Below are 23072 nucleotides of genomic sequence, written 5' to 3' on the forward strand. Positions count from 1 at the left end.
TCATTAAACGCTTGTCGGGATTGAGGATAAATAAATGAGCCAAGTATTAGATGATTTACTGTCGTTGCTATCGTTAGAAGAAATTGAGCAAGGCTTGTATCGAGGGCAAAGCCAAGATTTAGGGTTTCGTGCTGTATTCGGTGGTCAAGTTATGGGGCAAGCTTTGTCGGCTGCCAAAGAAACGTTACCAGAAGGGCGCATTGTCCATTCTTTGCATTCCTATTTTTTACGCCCTGGTGATGCCGAAAAACCAATCATTTATGACGTCGAAAATATTCGTGATGGTAAAAGTTTTAGTACGCGTCGCGTGAAAGCGATTCAATATGGCAAACCTATTTTTTATATGACAGCGTCATTTCAAGGGGAAGAAGAGGGGCTGTCGCATCAAGCCCATATGCCAGATGTGCCGCAGCCTGAAGAACTTAAGTCATCGCTTGAATTTTACCAAGCGAATGCTGAGCATATACCCGAGGTGATCCGCAATAAATTTATTCGTGAGGTGCCGATTGAAATGCGCCCAGTCACGTTTCATAATCCATTTAAACCTCAGGTAATGGAACCTGTTAAGCACATTTGGTTTAAAGCCAATGGCGAGATGCCAGATGACCAACGCATTCATAATTATTTATTGGCGTATGCATCGGACTTTGAATTTTTACCCACGGCTTTACAACCGCACGGCGTGTCGTTTATGCAACCTAATATGCAAGTGGCGACAATTGACCATGCGATGTGGTTTCATCGTCCGTTTAGGCTTGATGATTGGATTTTATATTCGATTGATAGCCCAAGTGCGAGCTCGGGAAGGGGTTTGGTGAGAGGGCAGTTCTTTGACCGTCAAGGCAACTTAGTTGCCTCAACGATCCAAGAAGGGGTGATGCGCCAGCGCTAATCCTTTGAGTGCGTAGCTTGGCTTTGCACTATGTCATCAATTGACTGCCAGACACGTGCTGGCAGCAATGCTTTTAGATACATATATACTTCACAAAGTGCATTACTACCGGTAAAACCGTGCTCTGTTTCGGTAATTAACTTTTGCTCACGTAAGCTTGAAATAAACCCGATAAGTACTTTTTTATCAAAAAACTCAGGGGTTTTAATGCCATGCAGCGTGCCTAAACGCTCTGCTAATACTTGGCTTTCGTGCTCAAGCTCTTCTCGCTCAATCCCCTTGCTGGTTTGAATAAAGCCAACCACGATTGCATAACGCTGCAAGGTTAAGCTCAAGGCTCGCCCTAGCATTTCGAGTTTTGCTAAGCAGTCGTTGCTATTTGTCACTTTGATATTATTGCCATCGATTTCAATTAAGTCTTGATCAACAAAGCTGGCAAGAACGCGAGTAATGTAGTTTTCATCTAACTCATGTAAGAACCACTCTTTGGCAAATAGCGGGTAAAAGCGTGTAATCACGGCTTGGCAATCAGCCAGAGTCGTTTTGTGTGTTTTAAATAAATGCAGTGCCAGTAAGCTGGGAACAGCGAACAAGTGCAACACATTATTACGATAATAGTTAAACAGCGTTTTTTCTTTATCGTTAATTGCAATGATTTCGCCAAATTCGTCGCTGATCACATCAAATTTATTCAGTTTCAATGCATGCTCTAACAGCTGCTCTGCGCTTTCATTGGGGGTGGTCACTTTGTCGCTATAGCTTGCACTACGTTGCAGGTGCAAGTAGAACTCAAGTTGGGCAATCAGTTTGGGTTTACTCAGCGCATGTTTATCGTTAACCAGTAAGATCATCGCTAACAAATTCACCGCATTAAGCGCCGCAGCGCTATTGATATTAACCATCACTTTGTCTGCAAGATTAGCGACTTGTGAACCCAACCATTGTGGTTTTTGTACATCTGTTGGGTGAATCGATTCACGCCAATCAGGTTGCTGCTCATTAAGGTATTGGTTTATCGAAATGGGGTCGCCAAAGTTTAAGTAGCCACGGCCATAGTTTTTAAGGTTTTTAATGGCCTTAAAAATCCCTAATACAGATTCGCCTTTTTTGTCGTTACCTGCCAGCTCTTTTAAATACGTATTAATCTCCATTACGTGCTCATAACCAATGTAAACGGGCACAATCGAAATAGGGCGATCGATGCCGCGCAGCATCGCTTGCAATGTCATTGCTAACATACCCGTTTTAGGTGGTAATAAACGACCTGTACGACTGCGACCACCTTCTGTATAAAACTTTACTGAGTAGCCTTTAATGAATAACTGGCTTAGGTACTCTTTAAATACAGAGGAGTACAATTTATTGCCCGCGAATGAGCGACGAATGAAAAATGCACCACTGCGGCGGAATACGCCACCTGCAGGGAAAAAGTTTAAGTTGATGCCCGCTGCAATGTGCGGCGGTACTAAGCCTAAATGGTAAATCGAATAGGTCAGTAATAAGTAATCCATATGCGAGCGGTGACAAGGCATATAGATAATCTCGTGGCCTTTGTCGGTTAGCTCATGGACTTGCTCAGAAAATTTAATATCGATGCCGTTATACAACTTATTCCACAGCCACGTCAAAATACGATCGGCAACACGAATAGTCGCGTCACTGTAGTTAGCAGCGATCTCGTCTAATAATTTAAGCGCATTTTGACGCGCTTCATTTTGGCTAATGTTTTTTTCTTTCGCCTCAACTTGAATGGCTTTTTTGATGGTTGGCGAGGCAAGCAGCGAATTAAACAACTGCTCACGTGAGGGCATTTTTGGCCCGGTAGCTGCCAGTTTCTGACGACGGAAGTGCACACGAGCAACACGTAGCAATTTATGTGGCAGTTCATCAACATCGGCTTTTTCGTTTACCAAGAGCGATAAGTCGAGCGGTTGGCTAAAGCGAATAAAGTTGTCACGACCTGAAAACAAAATGACAAAGAACTTACGAAACCAGCTTGGCGTAAGTGAGTGTGATACCAATGTACCTAAACCTGGCTTTTCTTTTCCTGGGTTACGACCCCATAAAATAGTAACCGGGATAACCTGTACGTTTTTCTCACCTGAGTGCATTAGGTGGTCAATAATGTGTTTGCCTTGGTGAAGTGCATTACTGGGTTTACTTTTATTACCAAACAGAGGCGGCGGGTTTTGAATACCAATAAAACGATCAAGCTCTTTATTGCCCAAAAGCTGCTCTTCTGTTGGACTTGGTAAGCCGTATTTTTTACACACGCGTGCGAGTGCCGCTAAATCAGAACGCGCATTGAGTCTAACAATATAAAAAGTCGGTTTGGCGGGGTTTAGGTTATATTGCTCAATCGGGTTTTCTGGCAAGACCTTACTTTTAACAAATAAGCGGTTCATACCGGCAGAAATGATATTTAAACAACGATTAATGATACGCATTAACTCACCAAAGTAATTAAGAGTAATAATAGAAACAAAAAAAGCGCCATAGAATAGCAATTATTAACTGGACTGACCATTGCCATAGTGTGGCTTTTGGGTTTATTCAAATTAACTATAGTAAAGCAAAGACATAGCTTAACTGAATTTAACTGAAATATTATACAAAGCAGACTTTATTCGTTTTAATCCTAAAAAGTTGTTGCATTTATCACCAATCTCACTATAATACGCAGGCTTTCAAAATTCCCTCGGGAACTTGGAAGGAACATTAAGCTTGGATTTCAAGCTAATAAAACAGGAACTCCGATTTGGAGTTCAACGTAGATATAAGAGAACAGCCGACATCTTAGTTAGTAAGATTGTTTCGGTCGTTTTTTTATGCTCTTTTTAAATGCTCTTTATATTGAGGTTTAAGAATGTCAAATCAACGCATTCGTATTCGCCTAAAAGCTTTTGACCACCGTTTGATTGACCAATCAACGGCGGAAATCGTGGAAACTGCGAAACGCACTGGCGCACAAGTACGTGGTCCAATCCCACTACCTACACGCTTTGAACGTTTTACTGTACTAACTTCACCGCACGTTAACAAAGACGCGCGTGATCAGTACGAAATCCGCACCCATAAACGTCTGATCGACATCGTAGAACCAACTGACAAGACTGTTGACGCGCTTATGCGTTTAGATCTTGCTGCTGGTGTTGATGTTCAAATCAGCCTGGGTTAATCGGAAGATTAGAGAGGTTTTAGGAAAATGGCATTAGGTCTAGTCGGTCGTAAAGTGGGTATGACACGTATCTTCACTGAAGATGGTGTATCTATCCCTGTGACAGTTATCGAAGCGACTCCTAACCGTATTGCTCAGATCAAATCTGAAGCAACAGACGGTTATAACGCGCTTCAAGTAACCGCAGGCACTAAAAAAGCAAGCCGTGTAAACAAAGCTGCAGCGGGTCACTTCGCTAAAGCAGGTGTTGAAGCGGGTCGCGGTCTGTGGGAATTCCGCCTAAATGGTGGTGAAGGCGATTTTGAAGTAGGCGCTGAGCTTACTGTTGAATTATTCAACGAAATCAACAAAGTTGACGTAACCGGTACTTCTAAAGGTAAAGGTTTCCAAGGTGGTGTTAAGCGCTGGAATTTCAGCATGCAAGACGCGACTCACGGTAACTCTCTATCTCACCGTGCTCCTGGTTCAATCGGTCAAAACCAATCACCTGGTAAGGTGTTTAAAGGTAAGAAAATGGCCGGTCACATGGGTGCTGAGCGTGTAACGACTCAAAACTTAGAACTAGTTCGCGTTGACGCTGAGCGTAACTTGCTTTTAGTTAAAGGTGCAGTACCTGGCGCTATCGGCGGTGACGTTATCGTTAAACCAGCTGTTAAAGCATAAGTCCTGGAGATTTAGTGATGGAATTAGCAATTAAAGACGCTTCTGGCGCTCTTGAAGTTTCTGAAGCTACTTTTGGACGTGAGTTTAACGAAGCATTAGTACACCAAGTAGTTGTTGCTTACGCAGCAGGTGCTCGTCAAGGTACTCGTGCTCAGAAGACACGTTCTGAAGTAAGCGGTGGTGGTAAAAAACCATGGGCTCAAAAAGGTACTGGCCGTGCACGTGCTGGTACAATCCGTAGCCCAATTTGGCGTTCAGGTGGCGTTAGCTTCGCAGCTAAACCACAAGATCATAGCCAAAAAGTAAACCGTAAAATGTACCGCGGTGCGATCAAAAGCATCTTATCTGAATTAGTTCGTCAAGAGCGTTTAATCGTTGTTGAGCAGTTTGGTCTTGAAGCACCAAAAACTAAAGAACTAGTTGCTAAGCTTAAAGAACTTGAGCTTAAAGATGTTCTTATCGTGACTGAAGAAGTAGATGAGAATCTATTCTTATCGGCACGTAACCTGTACAAGGTTGACACGCGTGATGTAGCTGGTATCGATCCTGTAAGCCTAATCGCTTTCGATAAGGTACTTATTACAGCTGCTGCTGTTAAGCAACTTGAGGAGGCGCTAGCATGATCCGTGAAGAACGTCTTTTAAAAGTGATCCTTGCTCCACATATCTCTGAAAAAAGCACTATCGCTGCTGAAGAAAACAACACGATTGTTTTCAAAGTAGCTAAAGATGCAACTAAAGCTGAAGTTCAAGCTGCAGTTGAGAAGCTTTTTGAAGTAGAAGTAACTGGTGTTCGCACACTAAACGTTAAGGGTAAAACAAAACGTACTGGCATGCGTTTCGGTCGTCGTTCAGACTGGAAGAAAGCTTACGTTACTCTTAAAGAAGGTAGCGAGCTAGACTTTGTCGGCGGCGCCGAGTAATAAGGGGAGTTAGAATTATGGCACTTCAAAAGTGTAAACCAACTTCTGCGGGTCGTCGTCACCTGGTTAAAGTGGTTAACCCTGATCTTCATAAGGGTAAACCTTACGCACCACTACTAGAGAAAAACTCTAAGTCTGGTGGTCGTAATAACAAAGGTCGTATCACGGTTCGTCACATCGGTGGTGGTCATAAGCATCATTACCGTGTAATCGACTTTAAACGCACTAAAGATGGCATTCCAGCTGTTGTTGAGCGTCTAGAGTATGATCCAAACCGTAGCGCAAACATCGCTCTTGTATTATATGCAGACGGTGAGCGTCGTTACATTATTGCACCTAAAGGCTTAAAAGCTGGTGATTCAATCCAGTCTGGTGTTGATGCACCAATCAAAGCTGGTAACACATTACCAATGCGTAACATGCCTGTAGGTTCGACTGTTCACAACGTAGAATTAAAACCAGGTAAAGGTGCTCAAATCGCACGTTCTGCTGGTGCATACGTTCAAATCCTTGCACGTGAAGGTCAATACGTTACTCTACGTCTTCGTTCTGGCGAAGTTCGTAAAGTTCCAGCTGACTGTCGCGCAACACTTGGTGAAGTAGGCAATGCTGAGCATATGCTTCGTTCACTAGGTAAAGCTGGTGCAAATCGCTGGCGTGGTATCCGTCCGACAGTTCGTGGTGTTGCCATGAACCCGGTAGATCACCCGCACGGTGGTGGTGAAGGTCGTACATCTGGTGGTCGTCATCCTGTGTCTCCATGGGGTAAACCGACTAAAGGTGCTAAGACACGTAAGAACAAGCGTACTGATAAATTTATCGTACGTCGTCGTACTAAATAATAGTTGAGGAATAGCCATGCCACGTTCTCTCAAGAAAGGTCCTTTTATTGACCTACACTTGCTGAAGAAGGTAGAGAAAGCGTTGGAAAGCGGTGACAAGAAGCCAATTAAAACTTGGAGCCGTCGTTCAATGATCATACCTAACATGATCGGATTGACCATCGCTGTCCATAATGGTCGTCAGCACGTTCCTGTGTTTATCACAGACGAAATGATCGGTCACAAACTAGGTGAATTTGCACCAACTCGCACTTACCGCGGTCACGCTGCGGATAAGAAAGCGAAGAAACGTTAAGAGGAGAATGATAAATGCAAGCATTAGCTAAACATAAATTCGCCTCTGGTTCGGCGCAAAAAGCACGTCTAGTTGCAGATCAGATCCGCGGACTTCCGGTTGATCGCGCTCTAGAAATCCTGGCGTACAGCCCTAAAAAAGCGGCTGTATTAGTTAAGAAAGTACTTGAGTCTGCTATTGCTAACGCAGAGCATAACGAAGGTGCTGACATTGATGAGCTTCGTGTAACTACGATCTTTGTGGACGATGGTCCAACAATGAAGCGTATTATGCCACGTGCTAAAGGACGCGCAGACCGCATCCTTAAGCGTACAAGCCACATCACTGTTGTGGTTTCAGATAGCTAGGAGTATAAGTAATGGGACAAAAAGTTCATCCTACTGGTATTCGCCTAGGTATCTCTAAACCTTGGGTTTCTACCTGGTACGCGAATTCAAAAGATTTCTCTGATCAGCTTTTTGGCGATCACAAAGTACGTACATTCCTTACTAAGGAATTAAAAGCGGCTTCTGTGTCTAAAATCGTTATTGAGCGTCCAGCAAAATCTATCCGTGTAACAATTCACACAGCTCGTCCTGGTGTTGTTATCGGTAAAAAAGGCGAAGACGTTGAAAAACTACGTCAAGCAGTAACTAAGATTGCAGGTGTTCCGGCTCAGATCAATATTTCTGAAGTTCGTAAGCCTGAACTTGATGCACAACTAGTAGCTGACGGTATTGCGTCACAACTAGAGCGTCGTGTTATGTTCCGTCGCGCTATGAAGCGTTCGGTACAAAACGCAATGCGTATTGGTGCAAAAGGTATCAAAGTTGAAGTTAGCGGTCGTCTTGGCGGTGCTGAGATCGCACGTTCAGAATGGTATCGTGAAGGTCGTGTACCTCTACATACTCTTCGTGCTGATATCGACTACGCAACTTCTGAAGCCTTAACCACTTATGGTATCATTGGTGTTAAAGTTTGGATCTTCAAAGGCGAAGTTATTGGTGGTTTACCACTAGTACAAGAGCAAGAGAAGCCAGCTAAACGCGCGCCAAAGAAAGCCAAAAAAAGTGCTAAGTAGAGGTAGCGAGTAATGTTACAGCCAAAACGTACAAAATTCCGTAAAATGCACAAAGGCCGCAACCGTGGTTTAGCGCAAAACGGTAACAAAGTAAGCTTCGGTACTTTCGGTTTGAAAGCTACTGGTCGTGGCCGTATGACTGCTCGTCAAATCGAAGCAGCTCGTCGTGCTATGACACGTCACGTAAAGCGTCAAGGTAAAATCTGGATTCGTGTATTCCCAGATAAGCCAATTACGAACAAGCCATTAGAAGTTCGTATGGGTAAAGGTAAAGGTTCTGTTGAGTATTGGGTTGCTGAAATTCAACCTGGTAAAGTACTTTACGAAATGGAAGGTGTTTCTGAAGAGCTTGCTCGTGAAGCGTTCAACCTTGCAGCACGTAAATTACCATTCACAACAACTTTCGTAACTCGGACGGTGATGTAATGAAAGCTAGCGAACTAAAAGACAAAAGCGTAGAAGAGCTAAATGCTGAACTTCTAGGACTTCTTCGTGAGCAGTTCAACCTGCGCATGCAAGCAAGCACTGGTCAGTTAGCTCAAACACACACGCTAAGAACAGTACGTCGCGATATCGCGCGTGTAAAAACAATTATTAACCAGAAGGCAGGTCAATAATGAGCGATAAAATCCGTACTCTTCAAGGCCGTGTAATCAGCGACAAGATGGATAAATCTTTCACTGTTGCTATCGCACGTTACGTGAAGCACCCAATCTATGGGAAATTCATCAAACGTACGACTAAGTTACACGTACATGACGAAAACAATACAGCTCAAGCTGGTGACGTAGTTACTATCCGTGAGTGTGCTCCTATTTCTAAGACTAAGTCTTGGACTTTAGTAGACGTTGTTGAGCGTCCAAAGCAAGCTTAATTTTTAATTAAGTTTACTTACTAAAAAACCCCGGCTTTGCTGGGGTTTTTTGTATTTAAAACAACCTTCACTGCTTTGTGACGTGAGTCGTTAGCTCAGCGAGTAGGGGTTAGTAGGGGTTATACCCACCTGAAATAACACTGATACCAACCCGCAATAATACTTAATCATTTTGAGTGATTAAACCTGTTGCTACTTACGTTATAAATGTCTGATTTACGACTGCATGGAGATAGGGGGAAATGCAGGATCAATTGTCGAGAACAACTAAATAACTAAATTTTTGCCTTGTTATCAAGGAATGGTATTACTCATTTAAAACACTAAACCTGACGTTCATAGCGTTATACTTTGTTCATTTAGCACAATTCAATAGCCAAATTAGTGCCTTGCCACCGACACGTTTTGCACCTCAACATAGACCACTTAATTAAGCGAATTGCGACCAGTTAAACGGGAGCTAACCCCTTACGAGTTAACAATGAACTTATTGGGTTATTAAATACTCTTAGAATAAAAAACAAGGAGTGTTGGTGTTAAAGGGACGTTATAAAGCATGGGTGTTTTCGATTACACTTCATGTTCTCATACTGCTTATATTTGCTAAACATGCTCAGCGTGTCATTGTTGCGCCTTGGCTTGAACCTAAAGGTGTGATGCAAGCCTATGTTACCGTTGATCTCACGACCTTACCTCGTTTAAATATAGATGTAGAAAAAACGCCCGAAGAAAAAGCTAAGAGTAGCCAATTAGGTTCTGCGACAGAACCAAAATCAGAGGACACTGCTTCAGAAGTTGCTGAACAGCCGAGTTACGCAGCTATGAATGAAAGTACTTTAAGTCTGGCTGCTCAAACAAATTCCAGAGGAAGGACAATGACCAATGCGTCAACAGTCGCTACGCCAACAAAAGAGCCTGAAATCGTTGCATCAGAGGTATCACCAAGGCCATTTAAAAAGCTTAATCCTTATGCGCCATTACCTAACATGGATGTTGAGTACAACCAGTCGACCGCGCACGCGACAGGAAATTTACACTCAGCAACAAACAATGCGAGTGGAGTACGAATAACGAGCCCTAAAGAGTACTCAATTTCAAGCGAAGCCACGGTATTATGGGAAAATGGTGATGGTAGTCGACGCATCGAGATGCTGAATGGACAGTGTTATGGCATTGACTTTAATTCAGTGTTCGGTAAATCAGGCGTACCGAGTGGTTCACCCAGACCCTGTGAAGATAAAGAAGCGGCGTTGTTCAAGGAGATTATGAATAAGTGGAGCAAAAAATAAATAAAGTTCTTTACCTTAACTAAAGTTGAGCTTTTAAAGTGGCGTTTTTTAGAAGGACGTTGCTATGAATGCACTCGAAAACTACCTGTTAAGTCTACAAATTAATTGCTACAACACCTCAGTCACACAAATCATCGACGTACAGAACCGTATTTTTCGGTCTCTTTTATCAGGATCTCATTACGCTGAGGCATTGTTAGTTGCACTCGATATTTCTCATTATTCAACACCGCAGCAGCATCAAGCTTTATTAAAACAGGTGTTACATCATCTTGGTTACCGTATCCGTGTTGAGCGGCAACGACATGATGTACTGTTTATTGAACACACACGTTTAGCATATACATTACATTTAGCGTGAGCTGTCATTAACTGGTCATGTTGCTGGCGTGAAATAACACTGTTTTAAGGAATAACATGGAGTGCCTTGGGTCATGCAACAACCAAACATTATTATTTTAGGTAATGGCCCTGTGGGTGCGCATATCGCAGCGAGCGTTAATCGCTGCCCACGCGTGGTTAGGTTTAATCGTTGTGCAGACATGCCAGCCCATTTAGGTAAGCGTTGTACCGATCTATGGCTAGTTGGGCGAGGCTATCAGGCGCATGGCTTACTAGAGAGACCGCTTACAATACCACTCGAAGGGCTTTCACAGGTTATGATCACCGATCCTAACCCTCATCCGTTGTTGCACTGCTTTTTTAAATTAATTCATCGAAAAGGCAAGATAGACTACGCTAATCAGTTATTTAAGATGTATGGTCTGCACTGTAAATGTGAACGTTTAAGCGCTCAGTTTCGACAATCATTACTCGCTCACTTGCTTACTTTAGGACCTGTAATACATCGACCTTATTGCCCAAGCTCTGGCACTCTAGCTATCGCTTTCTATTTATCGCAGTTTGATAAAATACATATTGCTGGATTCGCTTTTCGAGGATGGAAGCGTCATCCGTGGCATTTAGAAAAGCGCTATGTAGACGGGTTAATTGCGGCAAATAAAGTGGTTTTACTTGATTAAAAAAGACACTTAACTGACGTTAAGTGTCTTGCCTTAACGAAGTTACCAAATCATTTCTGCAAATTCAGGGTGATCAACAAATGGGTTACGATTTCCTTGGAATTCAAATGCGGCTTGGTTTCTATCAAGTTCAAGCTGACTAACAGGGTCGTCGTTATGCCATTTTAATAGCATCGCAATGACCCAGTTCTCGAACACCTGACTTGATGAGCCATTAAGCACAGCATTGCTATACGTTGTGTTGTTTTGCCAGTTAGCAATCACATTTTCATAGCGTGTTGCCATGTAAAAATAAGCCCGTGCAAAATCACCTTTAAACTCATCAATCGGTTCGAATACCGTACCTGAATAATTTAATGAGCTAGCGGCACTGCCTAATTTGCTTCCATTACTAGAGGTGTAGCTTGCACTGGCGACTTCGCCGAAAGGGTAGTTACTGCGTTTTGAATTTACATAGCCATCAGTGGCAAAGATATGATGTACATCTGAATTCATGGGCTCAACAGTGCCACCAAACCAGCTTTTTGGGAACGAATGCTCGCGGTTATAGCAATCAGCTTCACTGTTGTAGGTACCGCACTGGTCGCTCACAGCAACATAGTTATAGCTGTCTTGGCCTGCTGGATTCTCTGAATAACGGTCTAAAATTGAGTTATCATTCTCAAAGTATTTATCACGCGATGCGAGGTCGTAAAATCCCCAAATAGCCGAATAACCTTGTGAGTTATGATCCTTAATTATGTTGTACAGTTCCGTTTTTAAAGCATAGCCCGTAAGACCTTGAGTCGTTACATAATAACCTGTCGGTTCTGTTGGTGTGGTACCGCCGCCATTCCCGCCGCCAGTGTTATCACCTAAACTAAACGGTGTAGCCTCTGAGCTTTGGAAGCTTGCGCCACTGGCAAGCACAGTTTGACCTAAAGAAAGACTGTAGCTGCCATTACCGAATGAACAGCACATGCCATCACCGTAACTATCAAAAATAGTTAATGTGTAGTCACCATCAACTAAACAGGCTTGCTCGTTATAGTTCGTATTAGCAGCGTAGCTGCCGCCTGATGCTACTGTGCTGCCTTGAGCATTGGTAATTTGCCAACTGGTCTCTTCACCATAGTTGTCGGTGGTGAGGGTAAGAGCGACTTGGTTATCTGTACAGCCCCCCGCAGGTGGAGGCGGTGTGCCAGTGTTTGGCGCAAAGTTATCGACATAAACAACTTCGCTGCCATCAAAGCCCGTTACGTCGTAAAAACGTAATCCTACATCGATAGAGGTTGTTACTGATGCGGTATATTGATAGCTGATCTGTTGCCATTGATTTGTTAATGCTGAGTTTGAATAACCTTGGTAGCCATCAACGACAAGGCGTGCCTTCACCCCCCCTTCGGTATGATAAACCCACGCCGAAAACTCATAGCTTTCACCCGCAACGACATCAACCATTTGTAATAAATCAGTATTACTTTGCATACCTGTATTCACTGTAACGCGAGCTGAGTAGTTACCCGAGTAAACCACATTACTGTTGCTGCTGAGATTTATACCACTGTCAATTGTGCTCCAACCTGAGGGGGCACCTGCTGACCAAGTTTCGAAATCAGCATTGTTGATATTCGCCATTGCTGAACTTGCTAAACACAGCAAACTGCTGGCTAGCATTATTTTATTACATGTCCCGTGTGACATTATTGTTTCCTTTTCATTGTTATATTGTCTGTTCTTAAAATGAACACAGCGAGTATAGGCTAAACACGGTATGTTGCAATAATGTTAATTGGTAAAATATTTATTCGACTAAGTAAGCATTTAATCTGTTTTTTATAGTAAATATGAAAATTAATAACTAAATGGAATATCAAAGCAGATTCTATTCTTTTTTAATCGCGCGAGACCTCGTTATTCTTCACGCTCAGATAAACTTTTAAAAAGCATCGTTTGAGCTATTTTAAAGTCGAAAAAATTGTTAGTGAAATGCCAGTAGCAAGGGGTTTCGCAGTTAACTTTCAGGGTTACGAGGAATAAATTCATGTTGTTGAGTCAACTAAATGCAGCGGCGAGCCCGCTATCGCAAGAGCAAGTACAAAAGCTGCAAGGCTTAGTGGCTGAACTTAATCCAATTCAGCAAGCGTGGGTAAGTGGTTACTTAGCTGCAAGTGCTAATGCGGGTGCATTAACAGGGGGCGTTGCTGCGGCTCCTGCTGCAGGCGATGCTGCACCACTCACTATTTTATACGGCTCACAAACAGGCAACGCCAAAGGTGTTGCAAGCAAATTAAAAGAGCAAGCTGAATCACGTGGATTAGCAGTAAAACTAGTCAATATGGCTGACTACAAGCCTACAGCCCTGAAAAAAGAAAAATTTATCACTGTTGTGGTATCAACATACGGTGAAGGTGAGCCACCTGAAGATGCAGAAAGCTTACATGAATTCTTAACCACCAAAAAAGCACCTAAATTAGATGGTGTAAAGGTAGCAGTAATTGGTTTAGGTGATTCAAGCTACGAATTCTTCTGCCAAACAGCAAAAGATTTTGAAGAGCGCTTCAATAAACTAGGTGCAGAAACTATTTTCCAACGCGCAGACTTAGACGTTGATTACGATGACGAAGCTGCAAAATGGATAGACGGTGCGCTTGATGCATTTGAACCCGACCTAAAAGCACAGCAACAAACAAGCGGTGGTCAAGTGGTGGCAATGCCATTTGGTGCAGCAGCACCAGCAGCAAGTCAATACACCAAACAAAACCCGTTTGCCGCTGAGCTTAGTGTGGTACAAAAGATCACAGGCCGTGATTCAACGAAAGATGTACGTCATGTTGAGATTTCTCTAGAAGGTTCTGATATTACCTATACACCGGGTGATTCGTTGGGTGTGTACTTCTTAAATGACGAAGCGCTTGTTGATGAAGTACTTGCGCTTACACAAATCGATGCATCGAGCACGGTTAAACTAGGCGACGAAACGCTAAGCGTACGTGATGCACTGATTGAAAAGTTAGAATTAACGCAGTCTTACCCTGGCTTTGTTGAAAAATACGCAACAGCAACGGGTAACCCTGAATTATTAAAGCTTGTTGAAGATAAAGCGGCTATGCGTGAGTACATTGAGCCTCGCCAAATCTTCGATATTATTCGTCAAAACCCAGCAAAGCTTGACGCACAAACGTTAGTAGATTGCTTACGCAAACTACAAGCGCGTTTATATTCGATTGCATCGAGCCAAGCCGAAGTTGAAGAAGAAGTGCACTTAACGGTTGGTCTGGTTGAGTTTGACGCATTCGGCAGCGAGCACTTAGGGGGCTGTTCTGGTTATTTAGCGCGTCGAGCTGAAGAAGGCTGTAAGGTAAAAGTATTCAGTGAGCATAACGACAACTTCCGCTTACCAGTAAGCGACGAAACGCCCATTATTATGGTGGGACCGGGTACCGGTATTGCGCCATTCCGTGCGTTTTTACAAGAACGAGACGCCCGTGAAGCAAGTGGTAAAAACTGGCTATTCTTTGGTAACCCACACTTTACGCAAGACTTCTTGTATCAAGTAGAAATTCAAGGCTACTTAAAGTCAGGCTTACTCACTAAAGTGGATGTGGCATTTAGCCGTGACCAAGCAGAAAAAGTTTATGTTCAAGACAAACTACGTAAAAACAGCAAAGAGGTGTTTGCGTGGTTAGAAGCCGGAGCACACATCTATATTTGTGGTGATGCTAATCGTATGGCGAAAGATGTGCACCACGCACTGGTTGACATCATCAAAGAAAACAGCGGCAAAGATGATGAGCAAGCTGAGCAATACTTAAAAGATTTACGTAGCGCCAATCGCTATCAGAAAGACGTGTATTAATCACGTTTAAAGCTAACAGCCGTCACCGTAACAAATTTAGGAAATACCATGAGCGAACAAGACAAAAACGTAAAGCTTTCTGATAACGAGCGTTTGAAAAGAGAAAGTAACTTTTTACGTGGCACCATTACACAAGATTTAAAAGACGAGATCACCGGTGGTTTTACCGCTGATAACTTCCAGTTGATCCGTTTCCACGGTATGTATCAGCAGGATGACCGCGATATTCGCGCTGAACGTGCTAAACAAAAGCTAGAGCCGTTACATAATGTTATGTTACGTGCGCGTATGCCAGGCGGTATCATCAAGCCTGAACAATGGTTAGCGATTGATAAATTCGCCGACGAGAAAACCAGCTACGGCAGTATTCGTCTAACAACACGCCAAACGTTTCAGTTTCATGGTGTACTTAAGCCCAATATTAAAGGCATGCACCAAATGCTTAATAGCGTGGGCATTGACTCAATTGCGACCGCGGGCGATGTGAACCGAAACGTACTGTGTACGACGAACCCAGTTGAGTCAGAGCTTCATCAAGAAGCGTACGAGTGGGCCGCGAAGATTTCTGAGCATTTATTACCAAAAACCAAGGCTTATGCTGAGATTTGGTTAGATGGTGAAAAGAGCGAAACCACCGAAGAGCCCATTTTAGGCTCAACGTACTTACCACGTAAGTTTAAAACGACGGTAACGATTCCACCGAATAACGAAGTGGATGTACACGCCAATGATTTAAACTTTGTGGCAATTGCAGAAAACGGCAAATTAGTTGGCTTTAACGTGTTAGTGGGGGGTGGTCTTGCGATGACTCACGGTGATACAGCTACGTATCCACGTAAAGCAGATGACTTTGGTTTTATTCCACTTGAACACACATTGAAAATTGCTGAGCACGTGGTGTCTGTTCAACGTGATTGGGGTAACCGTTCAAACCGTAAAAATGCAAAAACCAAATACACATTAGACCGTGTAGGTACTGATGTATTTAAAGCGGAAGTTGAAAAGCGTGCTGGTGTTAAATTCGAAGACAGCCGCCCGTATGAGTTCACTCACCGTGGTGACCGTATTGGCTGGGTAGAAGGCATTGATGGTAAGCACCATTTAACGCTGTTTATTCAAAGTGGCCGTATTTTAGATTACCCAGATAAACCACTCAAAACGGGATGCCGTAAAATTGCTGAAATTCACCAAGGTGATTTCCGTATGACGGCAAACCAAAACCTGATCATTGCTGGCGTTCCCGCTGATCAAAAAGCCGTTATCGAAGAGATTGCTCGTAATCATGGTTTAATTGATGACAGCCATACTGAGCAACGTAAAAACTCAATGGCGTGTGTGGCCCTACCAACGTGTCCATTAGCGATGGCAGAAGCCGAGCGTTACTTACCAAGCTTAATTGAGAAAACAGAAGCGCTCTTAGCGAAACACGGTATGGGTGATGACAACATTATTATGCGTGTTGTGGGTTGCCCGAATGGCTGTGGCCGCGCGATGTTGGCAGAAGCAGGGCTTGTTGGTAAAGGCCCGGGTAAATACAACGTGTACTTAGGTGGTAACCGTGAAGGCACGCGTATTCCTAAATTGTATTTAGAAAATGTTGGCGAAGATGTCTACCTAGATGCATTCGATAAGCTCATAGGCCAATGGGCGAGTGAGCGTAATGACGGTGAATGTTTTGGTGATTTTGTTATTCGCAAAGGCATTGTTGCTGAAGTCAAAGTTTCAGTAACCGATTTTCACGCATAATTTTAAAAGCGATACCGCTTTAAGGTTTGGAATTAACCATGAGTGAATTTAAAAACATCTTAACGATGAGCAAAGAAGACCAAACAGCCATGCTGGCTGATATTAACGGTCTTCTTGCTGAAAAAAGCGCTGAGGAGCGTGTTGCGTGGGCACTTGAAAACTTACCAAGCACGCACTTTTTATCGTCTAGCTTTGGTATACAAGCCGCTGTGATGTTGCACTTAGTGACATCGCAGCAGCCAGATATTCCTGTGGTACTGACTGATACTGGTTATTTGTTCCCAGAGACATATCAGTTTATTGAACACATGACAGAACGGTTATCGCTGAATCTTAAAGTGTACAAGTCTGAGCTCAGCCCTGCGTGGCAGGAAGCGAAGTTTGGTAAGCTTTGGGAGCAAGGAGAGGCGGGTATTAAGCAGTACAATCAGCTTAATAAAGTTGAGCCAATGACCCGCGCATTGAATGAGCTTAATGCGGGTACATGGTTCAGTGGCCTTCGTCGAGACCAATCATCGTCGCGTGCTGATAAACAAATAGTTGAAATTAGCCGTGGTACAGTGAAAGTATATCCACTGATAGAGTGGAATAATCGCGATATCTATCAGTACCTAACGAAACATGATTTGCCGTACCATCCGCTTTGGGAGCAAGGCTATGTGTCAATGGGTGATGTGCATACAACACGTAAACTCGAACCCGGTATGACTGAAGAAGAGACTCGTTTCTTTGGGTTAAACCGTGAGTGTGGTTTACACATTGATGGTGACGGTATTTAGTCCTAATTTCCTATCAGAAAATTCATAAAGCGCGACATCGGTTGCGCTTTTTTTATACCAAAAATGTATAGTCCATGGCTCAATCGAGTGAGAGAAAATCATGAGCCGTTTAGTTATATTATTCTTGTTGTTTAGTCCATTGTGTTTAGCCGATACGCTTCGTATAGGATTGCCTGATAGCGATTATCCTCCTTATCATTTTATGGCCGGTAAAGAAGAGGGCATTGTGAGCGATTTACTGAACCGTTTTGCAAAACAATATGGAGTGAGTATTGATTACTTTTATGTGCCAGAGAAACGTTCACAAAAAATGCTTGATGAAGGGTTACTTGATGGTCGAATCGAGTCTGTAGAGTGGTATGTTGGACAGAATCAATACTATTGGAGTGATGCGCTCGCGATGGTAGAAGATGTATTGGTCATGCCAAGTGGCTGCCATATTCCTATGATTGAACAGCTTGCCGGGTATGTGCTTATGGCGCGTTATGGCTACACCTATCCCGAGTTCGAACACTTATTTCAATCGGGTGATATGCACAGAGAGAATTTTTACTCAGAATTTGAAATGCTACTTGCCTTAATGGATTGGGAGCATAACCAACGCGTCGCAGTGATTTCTCGGGATGCCTTAACGTGGTATGTTGCTCGCAATAATGATTTCAAAAAGTTTACTGTGAGTGATTACTCTGTAGGCAAAGCGCCATTACAGTTACAGTTTGCGTTTGATGAACGTGGTAAAGAGACCAGCAAACAATTTAATGACTTTCTGAAAAATCTCAAATCATCAGGAGAGTTTGCTAAGATAATGAATAACTACCAATAACGGATAAATTGGATCATGAAGCGATTTTGCTATCTTGCAGTAATGCTATTACTGACCAGTATTGTGCTGCTATTTTATATAAAAAAGCCCGATGGTCAGCCTTACTTATCGCTCAGCATGTTGCAACGTTATTCACAACAAGTAAGTCATGATGTCACTGAAAGCGCGTCACAAAATGTTGAGTCGTGGGGTGTTAAAGCCGAGCAGCTTTTAAAGCAATTTAGCGAGCCTGATAATGGTCATGCAGCTGTTGTGGTTTATAAATGGCAAGATGAACAAGGACAGTGGCATTTTGCAGATACTCCTCACCCACAATATGCGAGTACGTTGGTGACGTTAGACTCGCGAGAAATCACGGTGCTACCCGCAGAGAGTTTTCAAGCAGACCCCGAAAGCAAGTTAACTGATACACAGGTTAAATCAGCTGCAGATTCGAATTTATACGACCCTAAAAAAATACAACAACTCATACAAGATGCTGAGCAAATAAAGCAGCAAATTGAGCAACGTAATAAGCAATTAGAACACTAAACGTGCGTGTTTTTTGTGGTTAATTCGCTTTCAAGCTTCATTAAAAGAATGGTTAAATAAATCTTTGTCGGTAATGAAAATAATACGCCTACCGCGATACAAGCCGCACTGATCATAATGCCGTGAACACCTAGGCTTTCATCTAAATAGTTACTTGCTAACAGCGAGTGGCCTAAAATAATTAAGCAAATACCTAATATAATAAACACCTTAAGGGTTCTTATAATATTTTTTTCTGTCATTTTAAGCACCAACATTTAAAGGCGTAATTAAAGTGTAGGTGCTATCTGACTTAGACGGTTTGTTTTAAATCAAGTAATGATTGGTTACTTATTGAGCTTTACTGGGCCGTTAATATTGTCAATACTTAAGTCGCCAGAACCAGCCTCAATGATAGCGAGTCCAAGGGTATCATTGACATAAATACTGCCAGAGCCATCGGTGATGGTAACGAGCCCTTTTATGTGTCTTACATCTATATCACCAGAGCCGTCTTCGATAGTGAGCGCACCACCTAATGTTTTAACGCTAATACTACCTGATTCATCAATGATACGTGCTGGGCCTTGGCTATTCTCGATGCGAATATCTCCAGAGTCATCTTCAATATCAATACGGCCTTGGCCTTGGTCTATTATAATTGAGCCAGAATCGTCTTCTATGTTGATATTGCCGCTTACATTACTAATGTGAATGTCGCCAGAGTCATCATCAAGACGAATATTGCGACCTCCTTCAATCACAATGGATCCTGAGTCATCATCAATATTGATATCGTTTTGCATAGCACGTATGACGATATCACCTGAATCATCATCAATATCAAGTTTAAGCTGTGCTGGCACAGATACGATTAAATCGATATGAGGTGATGAACCACTGTAAAACGACACGCTACCATTATTGAGCTTACTGATAAGCTCAACTGTGTCGCCGTGTTTTTCAAGTGTTAGCGTATAGGTTTCATCGCCTTTAGCCGCATAGATATTGGCATTCACTGTGATAGCTGTGGCATTGCTGTTGCCTTTGATGATCAGTGAGCCGGCTTCGGCATCGATTTTTAACTGGCTTACATTTGCAGCCGAAACGCGTAAGTCTTGTTGTTTTTGTTCAGCAAACTGATCCGCAGATACATGAATAACACAGCCTGTTAATAATAAGCTCGATGAGATGGCAGTTGCGCACATCGCGCGTTTGAATGATGCAATAGTCATATGGATTCTAAAATTATTGTGATTTTTATCTGGTTAGTATTTGCAAATTATGATCCAAGTTTAACATACTGATTTTTATGTGCTTTTCATTTTTTGTAACTAAGTGTGCTGGTCTAAACTGCAATTTATTGGTGTTTTAAACAAAAAAGGGGCTGAAATTTCAGCCCCTTAGTTAACTTAAAAGTGATTACTGCTCAGCCAGCATATTACGAAGTACATACTGTAAAATGCCGCCGTGTTTGTAGTAATCCCACTCTTTGGGTGTATCAATTCGCACATCAACACTAAAGCTAACTTGCTTACCTTCGCTGTTAGTTGCAATTACGCTGACTTCATTGGTTTTGTCGTATAAGCCTTCAAAATCAAAGGATTCTTGACCAGTCAAACCAAGCGATTCATAACTTTCACCCTCTTTAAATTGAAGCGGTAATACGCCCATACCAATCAGGTTAGAGCGGTGAATACGCTCATAGCTTTGCGCTATGACTGCTTTTACACCCAGTAATAAAGAGCCTTTTGCTGCCCAGTCACGTGATGAACCGGTCCCATACTCTGCACCAGCCAAAATAATCAATGGGGTACCGTCTTGTTGATACTGCATGGCCGCATCAAAAATGCTGGCAAGTTCATCTGTTGGTTGTATGCGTGTGACACCCCCTTCAGTGCCAGCAGCAAGTAAGTTTCTTAATCGTACATTGGCGAAGGTGCCGCGCATCATGACTTCATGATTGCCTCGACGAGAGCCATACGAGTTAAATTGTGCTTTTTCTACACCATGTTCTTGTAAGTACAAGCCAGCAGGAGCATCGGCTTTAATCGCCCCCGCAGGTGATATATGGTCGGTGGTGACTGAGTCTCCAAGTTTTGCTAAACAACGTGCTCCACTGATCGTGGGGATACCGGGCGGTTCTATTTCCATGCCATCAAAGAATGGCGCTTTTTTAATGTAGGTTGATGCGTCATCCCAGTCATAAAGCTTACCTTCAGGGATTTGGATTTTTTGCCAGCGATCATCACCTTGATAAACATTACCGTAGCTCGATGCAAACATCTCTTTGGTGACGGTATCACGCACTAACTCACTCACCTCACTCACACTTGGCCAAATGTTCTTTAGATAAATGTCGTTACCATTGGGGTCTTGTGCCAAGGGTTCATTGTATACATCAATGTCGGTGCGTCCCGCGATAGCGTAGGCCACAACAAGCGGAGGTGATGCTAAAAAGTTCATTTTTACATCTTGGTGGATACGGCCTTCAAAGTTTCGATTGCCCGATAAAATAGAGCTTACAACAAGTTTGTGCTTTTGAATTGCTTCACTTATTTCATCAGCGAGCGGGCCTGAATTACCAATGCACGTGGTACAGCCATAGCCCACAAGGTTAAACCCAAGCGCGTCTAAATCATCCATTAAATTCGCTTTTTTCAAGTAATCAGTGACCACTTGAGAGCCTGGCGCGAGTGATGTTTTAACCCACGGTTTTACTTTCAACCCTAGCTGTTTGGCTTTTTTAGCAACTAAACCCGCCGCCAGAATAACGCTCGGATTTGACGTGTTTGTACAGCTTGTTATTGCTGCAATGACACACGCACCGTCTTTTAACTCAAACTCTTCACCTTTAAAGTTAACTTTGGCTGCGCCCATATATTGCGCTTCGTTAACAGGATCATCCGGATTTGTTGTCGGACCTTCATCTTCGATACGTGCTTCTTGAGTATCACTTTTATCACGCTGTTGCATGCGCTCATTTTGGAAAGCTTTTAAGTGCTCCCCAATCACCTCGCCTGCTTTATCAAGGGCAATACGGTCTTGCGGACGTTTGGGACCAGCAAGGCTAGGCACTACATCATCTAAAGACAGCTCTAATGTGTCGGTGTAATGTGCTTCGTCGCCTGGGTTTCGCCACAGTCCTTGGTGTTTGGCGTAGTCTTCGATTAGCTTCAGCTGTTTTTCATCGCGATTTGTTAAACGCAGGTAATTAATCGTTTCATCATCAATCGGGAAAATACCGCATGTTGCACCATACTCAGGTGCCATGTTTGCGATGGTAGCGCGGTCTGCAAGTGGTAAGTCAGCAAGGCCATCCCCATAAAACTCAACAAATTTACCCACGACACCATGTTTTCGCAGTATTTCGGTTACTGTGAGCACTAAATCTGTGGCGGTTGTGCCTTCGGGCAAGCGACCATTGAGCTTAAAACCAACCACTTGTGGAATTAGCAAGCTAATGGGCTGACCAAGCATGGCCGCTTCGGCTTCTATGCCACCGACACCCCAACCAAGTACGCCTAAGCCGTTAATCATTGTGGTATGCGAATCTGTGCCGACTAGGGTATCTGGATAAGCGAGGGATTGACCATTTTTTTGATCGTTAAACACCACACGGGCCAAATACTCTAAATTAACTTGGTGTACGATACCGGTTGCGGGTGGCACCACTTTAAGGTTATCAAAGGCTGTTTGCCCCCAACGTAAAAATTCGTAACGTTCTTTATTTCGTTCATATTCGAGCTTGGCGTTTAAGTCGAACGAGCCATCTTCGCCATAACCATCAACTTGTACAGAGTGGTCTATTACGAGTTCCGCAGGTGACAGTGGATTAATTTTAGCGGGGTCTCCGCCAAGTTTTTCCATGGCGTCGCGCATTGCGGCTAAATCAACAATCGCAGGGACACCTGTAAAGTCTTGCATCACTACGCGCGCAGGCGTAAAGGCAACTTCGGCGGAGGGTTTTGCTTGTGGATCCCAGTTTAGAAGTGCGTCTATATCTTGCTTTTTAATGTTTACGCCATCTTCGTTGCGTAATAGATTTTCTAACAATATTTTTAATGAGAAAGGCAGGCGTTTGGCTTTGTCACCAAGACCTTGTAAAGAGTGGATATGATATTGCTCACCATTAATCGTAAGCTGTTTTTGGGTATCAAAACTGTTATTCATTATTTGCCCCTGTGGTTTACGCAAGCAATGCTCGCTTTTTATGTTTCCTTTACGAGATATCTGCAAACTTAATACCAGCTATTAAAATTCACCGTGCTGATGAAAAAATATGCTATCTAATTATAGTTGATGCCGATGCAACTTATTTCAAGGGGAGAGAGCAATA

25 protein-coding genes are annotated in these 23072 nt (G+C 43.0%); 20 read left to right on the plus strand and 5 right to left on the minus strand.

Annotation, left to right across the window (positions count from 1 at the left end):
- Positions 1-34: 34 nt before the first annotated feature.
- Positions 35-892: an acyl-CoA thioesterase II gene (gene tesB / locus BM378_RS16820; RefSeq protein WP_036974222.1), complete on the plus strand. Its 858-nt coding sequence runs from the start codon at positions 35-37 to the stop codon at positions 890-892.
- On the opposite strand, the gene plsB is transcribed toward tesB, so the two are convergent.
- Positions 889-3339 carry a glycerol-3-phosphate 1-O-acyltransferase PlsB gene (gene plsB, locus BM378_RS16825; RefSeq protein ID WP_074989646.1) on the minus strand — a complete coding sequence of 817 codons (2451 nt, stop codon included), beginning with the start codon at positions 3337-3339 and terminating at the stop codon, positions 889-891. The genes tesB and plsB overlap by 4 nt on opposite strands.
- Positions 3340-3758: 419 nt before the next feature.
- Between plsB and rpsJ the strand changes: the two genes are divergently transcribed.
- The 14 genes from rpsJ (at position 3759) to BM378_RS16895 (ending at position 11037) form a co-directional block, all read left to right on the plus strand.
- Entirely contained in the window at positions 3759-4070 is a 312-nt protein-coding gene (gene rpsJ / locus BM378_RS16830; RefSeq protein ID WP_002957900.1) for a 30S ribosomal protein S10, read from the plus strand.
- 27 nt (positions 4071-4097) lie between these two features.
- Positions 4098-4733 carry a 50S ribosomal protein L3 gene (rplC, locus tag BM378_RS16835; protein WP_036974218.1) on the plus strand — a complete coding sequence of 212 codons (636 nt, stop codon included), beginning with the start codon at positions 4098-4100 and terminating at the stop codon, positions 4731-4733.
- Between the two features lie 17 nt (positions 4734-4750).
- Positions 4751-5356 carry a 50S ribosomal protein L4 gene (gene rplD / locus BM378_RS16840; RefSeq protein ID WP_036974217.1) on the plus strand — a complete coding sequence of 202 codons (606 nt, stop codon included), beginning with the start codon at positions 4751-4753 and terminating at the stop codon, positions 5354-5356.
- On the plus strand, positions 5353-5655 hold the full coding sequence (gene rplW, locus BM378_RS16845) for a 50S ribosomal protein L23 (protein ID WP_036974214.1): 303 nt from the start codon (positions 5353-5355) through the stop codon (positions 5653-5655). Before rplD ends, rplW begins: the two co-directional genes overlap by 4 nt.
- A 17-nt stretch (positions 5656-5672) precedes the next feature.
- Positions 5673-6497 (plus strand): 50S ribosomal protein L2, encoded by an 825-nt coding sequence (gene rplB / locus BM378_RS16850; protein ID WP_036974212.1) that lies wholly within the window; start codon positions 5673-5675, stop codon positions 6495-6497.
- Positions 6498-6513: 16 nt separating this feature from the next.
- Complete coding sequence (gene rpsS / locus BM378_RS16855; protein WP_010376377.1) at positions 6514-6792, plus strand: 30S ribosomal protein S19; 279 nt, start codon at positions 6514-6516, stop codon at positions 6790-6792.
- A 14-nt stretch (positions 6793-6806) separates the two neighbouring features.
- Positions 6807-7139: a 50S ribosomal protein L22 gene (gene rplV, locus BM378_RS16860; protein WP_004588690.1), complete on the plus strand. Its 333-nt coding sequence runs from the start codon at positions 6807-6809 to the stop codon at positions 7137-7139.
- Positions 7140-7150: 11 nt separating this feature from the next.
- Positions 7151-7852, plus strand: coding sequence for a 30S ribosomal protein S3 (rpsC, locus tag BM378_RS16865; RefSeq protein ID WP_036974210.1), 702 nt, complete (start codon positions 7151-7153; stop codon positions 7850-7852).
- 12 nt (positions 7853-7864) lie between these two features.
- The gene (gene rplP / locus BM378_RS16870) at positions 7865-8278 is read left to right on the plus strand and encodes a 50S ribosomal protein L16 (RefSeq protein ID WP_036974208.1); all 414 of its coding nucleotides are present in this window, start codon (positions 7865-7867) and stop codon (positions 8276-8278) included.
- Positions 8278-8469 carry a 50S ribosomal protein L29 gene (rpmC, locus tag BM378_RS16875; RefSeq protein WP_004588692.1) on the plus strand — a complete coding sequence of 64 codons (192 nt, stop codon included), beginning with the start codon at positions 8278-8280 and terminating at the stop codon, positions 8467-8469. The genes rplP and rpmC overlap by 1 nt, the downstream gene beginning before the upstream one ends.
- Positions 8469-8726 (plus strand): 30S ribosomal protein S17, encoded by a 258-nt coding sequence (rpsQ, locus tag BM378_RS16880; protein ID WP_036974206.1) that lies wholly within the window; start codon positions 8469-8471, stop codon positions 8724-8726. Before rpmC ends, rpsQ begins: the two co-directional genes overlap by 1 nt.
- Before the next feature lie 533 nt (positions 8727-9259).
- Complete coding sequence (locus BM378_RS16885; protein WP_036974204.1) at positions 9260-10015, plus strand: hypothetical protein; 756 nt, start codon at positions 9260-9262, stop codon at positions 10013-10015.
- Positions 10016-10079: 64 nt separating this feature from the next.
- Entirely contained in the window at positions 10080-10376 is a 297-nt protein-coding gene (locus BM378_RS16890) for a hypothetical protein (RefSeq protein ID WP_036974202.1), read from the plus strand.
- 73 nt (positions 10377-10449) lie between these two features.
- Entirely contained in the window at positions 10450-11037 is a 588-nt protein-coding gene (locus BM378_RS16895) for a hypothetical protein (protein WP_036974200.1), read from the plus strand.
- Positions 11038-11079: 42 nt separating this feature from the next.
- Here BM378_RS16895 and BM378_RS16900 read toward each other — a convergent pair whose 3' ends face one another.
- On the minus strand, positions 11080-12720 hold the full coding sequence (locus BM378_RS16900) for an endonuclease (RefSeq protein ID WP_074989647.1): 1641 nt from the start codon (positions 12718-12720) through the stop codon (positions 11080-11082).
- A 340-nt stretch (positions 12721-13060) separates the two neighbouring features.
- Here BM378_RS16900 and BM378_RS16905 point away from each other — a divergent pair, with 340 nt between their 5' ends.
- From BM378_RS16905 to BM378_RS16925, 5 genes are all read left to right on the plus strand, one after another.
- On the plus strand, positions 13061-14875 hold the full coding sequence (locus BM378_RS16905) for an assimilatory sulfite reductase (NADPH) flavoprotein subunit (RefSeq protein ID WP_036974194.1): 1815 nt from the start codon (positions 13061-13063) through the stop codon (positions 14873-14875).
- Positions 14876-14923: 48 nt separating this feature from the next.
- Positions 14924-16621, plus strand: coding sequence for an assimilatory sulfite reductase (NADPH) hemoprotein subunit (cysI, locus tag BM378_RS16910; RefSeq protein ID WP_074989648.1), 1698 nt, complete (start codon positions 14924-14926; stop codon positions 16619-16621).
- Between the two features lie 38 nt (positions 16622-16659).
- On the plus strand, positions 16660-17400 hold the full coding sequence (locus BM378_RS16915; RefSeq protein WP_036974190.1) for a phosphoadenylyl-sulfate reductase: 741 nt from the start codon (positions 16660-16662) through the stop codon (positions 17398-17400).
- Between the two features lie 100 nt (positions 17401-17500).
- A complete protein-coding gene (locus tag BM378_RS16920; RefSeq protein WP_074989649.1) occupies positions 17501-18223 on the plus strand; it encodes a substrate-binding periplasmic protein in 723 nt (240 codons plus the stop codon).
- Positions 18224-18238: 15 nt separating this feature from the next.
- Entirely contained in the window at positions 18239-18754 is a 516-nt protein-coding gene (locus BM378_RS16925) for a DUF4124 domain-containing protein (protein WP_074989650.1), read from the plus strand.
- Here the strand turns inward: BM378_RS16925 and BM378_RS16930 are convergent.
- The 3 genes from BM378_RS16930 to acnA form a co-directional block, all read right to left on the minus strand.
- Positions 18751-18996 (minus strand): hypothetical protein, encoded by a 246-nt coding sequence (locus tag BM378_RS16930; protein WP_036974184.1) that lies wholly within the window; start codon positions 18994-18996, stop codon positions 18751-18753. The two genes, BM378_RS16925 and BM378_RS16930, sit on opposite strands and share 4 nt — an antisense overlap.
- 84 nt (positions 18997-19080) lie before the next feature.
- On the minus strand, positions 19081-19968 hold the full coding sequence (locus tag BM378_RS16935) for a DUF4097 family beta strand repeat-containing protein (RefSeq protein WP_065978925.1): 888 nt from the start codon (positions 19966-19968) through the stop codon (positions 19081-19083).
- Positions 19969-20155: 187 nt separating this feature from the next.
- A complete protein-coding gene (gene acnA / locus BM378_RS16940; RefSeq protein WP_036974180.1) occupies positions 20156-22906 on the minus strand; it encodes an aconitate hydratase AcnA in 2751 nt (916 codons plus the stop codon).
- Positions 22907-23072 lie beyond the last annotated feature (166 nt).

Source organism: Pseudoalteromonas lipolytica (assembly GCF_900116435.1).
Lineage (GTDB): Bacteria > Pseudomonadota > Gammaproteobacteria > Enterobacterales > Alteromonadaceae > Pseudoalteromonas > Pseudoalteromonas lipolytica.